Here is a 1,275-nt window from a genome sequence, read left to right as displayed (position 1 = left end):
ACGCAGGCTTGAATCCGTGGGCCGCCGCCACGCGCCATCCATGGCGCGGGGCGGCTAACCCGGCGTCCTGCCGGGTTACCCACGAATTCAAGCCTGCGTTCGGCCAGCGTGGTTTAACGGGGCGCCTAAGATCAAAAGCCAGATCAAGATCACAAGCAGATCAAGAGCAGATCAAGAGCGGCTCGCTTCGCATCGTGGTTACTCTCGCAGGCGAGTCAGCTTTGACGGTGCTTGCGGCGCTGGTCAGCGCGTGGCAATCAGCGCCGGTCCGAATGACTCTTTCAGGAAAACCGGGGCGAGATAGCGTTCGTAATGGGCCTCGGACAGCAAAAAGAACTCCCGGTCTATCGCATCGCGCAGGTCCGCCAGGTGGCGCTCGCGAAACTCGGGCAGCAACGCCAAGCCATACGCATCCAGCTTGGAGATCACCCGTGCACCCCGGGCAATCAGTTGGTATGCCCAGCAATACGGCGACTGGTGCGGTACAAAGCGAATCTTGCGCGCTTCCAGTTGCTGACGCAGGCGCTGCGGATCGAAGACTTCCAGCTTGCTGGCCATCACCTGTACCAGCAACTGCTCCAGGCGCAGCCACACCGCTTGTTTTTCCTCGGCGCTATAGCCATTCCACTGGATCACTTCATGGTGATAGCGCTTGCAGCCCCGGCAGACCAGGTCACCGTAGACGGTGGAGCACAGGCCGACGCAAGGGGTCTTGATGGTTTGGTTGGGCATAAAGGCTTTTTACGCAAGTCTAAAGAACACAGATAACCACCTGTGGGAGCGGGCTTGCTCGCGAAAGCGGTAGGCCAGCTAGTATTCCACTGACTGACACTGCGCATTCGCGAGCAAGCCCGCTCCCACATTTTTTGGGGGCCGTGTGGATTCAGTCCCAGCTCAGCGCGCCGCCGGTCTGGTACTCGATCACACGGGTCTCGAAGAAGTTTTTCTCTTTCTTCAAGTCCATGATCTCGCTCATCCACGGGAACGGGTTGGTGGTGCCTGGGTACTCTTCCTTCAACCCAATCTGCGTCAAACGACGGTTAGCGATGAATTTCAAATAATCTTCCATCATCGCCGCATTCATCCCCAAAACCCCACGAGGCATGGTGTCGCGAGCGTATTCGATCTCCAGCTGCGTACCCTGCAGGATCATCTGGGTCGCTTCTTCCTTCATCTCGGCATCCCACAGGTGTGGGTTTTCGATTTTGATCTGGTTGATCACGTCGATACCGAAGTTCAGGTGCATCGACTCATCGCGCAGGATGTACTGGAACT

Annotated in this window: 2 protein-coding genes; both read right to left on the bottom strand. The window is 57.6% G+C overall.

The window, feature by feature from the left end:
- Nucleotides 1-243: 243 nt before the first annotated feature.
- Nucleotides 244-732 (bottom strand): DUF1289 domain-containing protein, encoded by a 489-nt coding sequence (locus tag MF6394_RS32800; protein ID WP_078468299.1) that lies wholly within the window; start codon nucleotides 730-732, stop codon nucleotides 244-246.
- A gap of 151 nt (nucleotides 733-883) precedes the next feature.
- Nucleotides 884-1,275 (bottom strand): ribonucleotide-diphosphate reductase subunit beta (locus MF6394_RS32795; RefSeq protein ID WP_078467722.1); only part of this gene is annotated, 392 nt, incomplete at its 5' end.

Origin of the sequence: Pseudomonas sp. MF6394, assembly GCF_002018845.1 — a bacterium.
Classification (GTDB): Bacteria; Pseudomonadota; Gammaproteobacteria; order Pseudomonadales; family Pseudomonadaceae; genus Aquipseudomonas; species Aquipseudomonas lactis.
Note: the sequence above shows the minus strand (reverse complement) of the source record. Positions and strands in the feature narration are given on the sequence as shown.

Excerpts from the sequence above, each read along its gene's own strand:
- MF6394_RS32800 (WP_078468299.1), bottom strand. The coding sequence starts at position 732 with ATGCCCAACCAAACCATCAAGACCCCTTGCGTCGGCCTGTGCTCCACC.